Source organism: Roseateles sp. P5_E11, from assembly GCF_054049355.1.
Genome location: NZ_JBFUMO010000545.1, coordinates 1 through 3923 on the forward strand (window position 1 = coordinate 1; position 3923 = coordinate 3923).

Annotated in this window: 1 pseudogene; it reads right to left on the bottom strand. The window is 60.6% G+C overall.

Annotation, left to right across the window (positions count from 1 at the left end):
- A pseudogene (locus ACXJKR_RS26605) lies at nucleotides 1–3923 on the bottom strand (ATP-binding protein); the annotation flags it as partial.

Here is a 3923-nt window from a genome sequence, read left to right on the forward strand (position 1 = left end):
GGCCTTCCGGGCGCACTCGAGGTCTCGCCAGCGGCCGAGGCGGTAGCGATGCGTTCAAGCTCTCAAGCAGCATGGGAAGTCGCTGCTGGTCCAGCCGTCCCGATAGACGTAGCTCCCCGCACACGTGGCGCAGGCCCAGGACGCCGGCCATGGCGTGCGGCTTTGAGTACCTAATCTGCATCTCGATCGCTCTAAGATGCGACGTCAGGCGCTTAAATGCCGGCGGCCCGAACGCGTCCATTCCACCCCAGTCTTGAATGAACATCGCGGCTCGACGTCGTATGGCTATCACGTCCAGGCCGGAGGCTTTAGAAATCGAAGCCACAACGGAGGCAAGATGCCTGGTCCATCCCAGGGCGCTCTCCAATCGCATCGCACCGCTCTCGTCATTGAGCAAAGGATCGCTCTCCGTCCGCCCCGCATCGATCTCTAGCTGGTAGAACAGAGGCAGAGKCTCGATCTTGCGCGGGAGAGCAATGCCCCATCGGCTAGCGACCATAACTGCCGCTTCCGCTACCGCTACATCCTTGTGATGAGCCACCCCTAAAAGCGTTGCCGCGAACCGCTCATCCAACTTTTCAGATGGCAGCCCCAGCAGGATCAAGAGCGCCTGCAATGGCTCGTCCAAGCTCCCGGCAAGGAGCCGGGTCAGAACCAAGGCAAAGACGGCCTGACCGTGGGAGCCACCTTCCGCCATGTCCAGGATGGAGTTGCGTGCGTGCCGTCGGACCTCGTCAACAGGAAGCCGCATCGCGAAGAGCAGCAACTCCGCAAGCAGAGCTTCGTCGTCCATGGGCTCGGCGCCGGCTTGGAACTCGGTGCCGAGTTGGTGCTCCCGCGTTGAGAGCATCTGCTCAGCAAGGAGTTCCCAGACTGCTGGCCAATCCGGCAACGCAGAAATCACTGGCAGGATGGAGTCGATTTCCGCCAGCAGCGCTTGGCTGTTTTCTTCCCCGCCGTTGATCGAGTCAACGAGGCTCTCGAACGCTGCGCATTGCATCGACGCGCCCTCGATGCGCTTCAGGGCGGCGTAATAGTGGAACTTGCCTGCGCCGGACCATCGATTCCACGACCTCCACCGTTCCTCGCTCGCGTCATACTCACGCAGAAGACGTCGCGCATGTTCAATCTCTCCAGCCTCGATCAGCCGGTCGATGACATCAAAGCGGCTGTAGGTATCGGACTGGAGTACCGGCCAACGTTCGAACATCTGCACCACCTGGGCTAGCGGCGCGGTCTTGAGCAGCTTGACGAACCTTGAAGACGCATCGTGCTGAACCTTGTCCCCATCAGCTTCCATCGCGGCTTGAAGGTCACTCAGCGTCTTCGACTCGTCATAGCGTTGAGCGGTGTAGGAATGCCGCGGCTCAGGTGCTTCGGACGACCAACGGCGCACGGCGCTGTCGATCTCACTTGTTGAATGCCCATGCCGCTTGGCTGCGGCTTGAAGTCGTTTCAGGAGATCACACCTCTCGTGGGCCCGGGCATCGACCTCGATGGCGAGCAGGAGCATGTCGGACAGGTCCGCAGCGCCTGTTTCTCCCGCGGCTTCGAAAGCTGCATCAATGAAGTTGCCGACGTGGTATGGGTCCCGGTAGTGCGGCTCCATGTAGAACGGAAGCGCCAATCCGCACCATGTCACAGCGCAAGACCTCCACATCTCAGGGCGCCGCGCCAGCATTCCTGTCATCACCAGGTCTACTCGGTTGGGCCACGCTACCAAGCCCCAGTCCGACAAGGTCTGAGAGACAACATATCCAGTGCGCGCGTTTACACGCATGGCCTCATCGATCAAGCACATCGTCAGCCGGTTAGCGGAGGAGGCACCTTCCGTCTCCTTCATGCCCTCCACCTGCCGCATCAGTTGCGCAACCCGCTGAGGTCTCAAAGCCGGATCCGCCTCGTTGGCAAGCACAAGAATGTCGCGCCAGATCGTGTAGAGAGGGTCCTTACGCGCAGCGAGCGCATTTCCAAGACAGTGCGCAGGGACAGTACCCAGCAACTCTCGCGCTCGCTGGAGATCGCCGATGGACGCAAAGGCGATCGCCAGATCAGCCAGCCCGTCTATCTGCTCACTCGGCGTACTCTCCTGAACTCCCGTCACCAGCTCTTCGAGCCGACGCGCCGCGGCGTCCCCTTTGCCGTCGCTCTTGTATGCCGCAATCGCTAGCTCGCGTTTGAGATATCGAGTTCCCGTCGACGTTGATGTCGCGACCGCATCATCGATCTCACGAGTAACGGCGCGGTACTCGACCTCGCCCGCAGATGCCGCGACTTTCAGTAACGCCCTGGCTAGTACTGGCGCGGCGGTGACCGTTTGCTGCGTCAGGTAGAAATCACTACCTCCTCTGGGATTGATACGGAGCACGTACCCCATGGCTGTCCGCGCCGCGTCCTGAACGGCTCCAGCAAGCCCGGCGCCACCGGGCATGGAAGATCTGGCCAGAAGCACTCCAACCGTAGTCGCATGAGCCTGAAGAGGCTGGAGGATCGCGTGCTTTGACGGGACCACCGGCGGAAGGGGTTTTCCAAGCAGAGTGCAGAGCTCGGTATGTTCAATGATGGCACCGACTAGGTCGCCTGGCCCTGACGCATCCGTTTCGCTATCGCCCATTGAAATCATTGGAGCCGTTAGGCCGCCAAAAATTGGCTCAGCGATATCCCTACGCCCTTGAGCGAGAGCGAAAAGGGCAATCGTTCGCCTCCAACCATTCGGAGCCTCTGGGAACTCCGGTAGCTTGGTCGCCGACTCGAACAGCTCCAAGGCCTTCCCAAAATCCCCCCGCTTGTGTGCTTCAAGGCCGGCGTGGAGGATCAAGTCCGCAAGAAATTGATTCCCAATGCGGAGTTGCTTGCAGACGTCCGCTGGGTCCGATGAAGCCTTCGCACTGATAACCGCCTCGGCTACCTCGCGGTGAAGGTGCGCACGTGCTTGCTCGGTCTGATCCTGGTCGGTCTGCCGTTGGTTCTTATCCAGGCCCTCGGCGACGAGCTGGTCGATGGCGGCCCGAATCTGATCGAAATCCCGAAAATGAAAGGCACGGCGAGCCCATTTTTCAAACTCACGGAGGTTGTGATCTAGCCCGTAGTCCTGGAAGCGCGATGTATGTAGCTGCGGCAACGGATCCAGGAACTCAAACAGCTCCTTTGCCCGATCAAACTCTCCCCGCTCCAACCAAGCATCCACGACGTCATACCCGCAGCTTGGGAAGTCCCGAACAAACGAGTCAGCGGTATCGACGTCCCCAACGGCGAGCATGGCCGCTGGTAGTTGATGGGCGTACTCGAGGGCTGTTGTGCGGCGCCCAACTTCATCTCGACAAAGCAACAGTCGAGTCAGCGCGGTTGCGTCATAGGTGGGCCGAACGGCGAGAAAGGCCAAGCGGATGTCCGAATGGATCGCATCAATGCTGCGTCCTTGTGCGAGCTCCCACCTGAAGCGCTCGGGTGTGGCCAAGGCAAGAACGGCGGCACCGTCGCCGGCCCGCGCGAGATATCGCAGTTCCAGCCAACGCTGGGGTGAGTCCGGCGGAGCCGCTTTTGCCAGGGCAGCTAGTTCTCGATAGACGCGCTCCGGGTAGCCGACGTCCACGCTACCAAGCGAGATGCGCGGCTTGGCAATGACAAAAAGCCTGAAACTGTTATGAAAAACACTCCACCCTTGCGGCGACTGGACGAGCAGATGCCGGGACACAACGAGCGCCCGCTCTATTGCACGCTCATCGACAATCGTTGCAAGTAAGGTCAAGCTGAGCGGCGCCTCTGCTCGTGCAATGAATCCGAGCACTCGGATCGCGTCGGGGTCGTTGGCCACCTCTCGCCATGCGGCTGCGTAGACGGCGTCAATCTCGCCATCAAACGGCATGCTGCCTGCCAGCAGCGCTTCGCGCTGGTCCCCATCGGCACGCAACAGAGCCTGTATC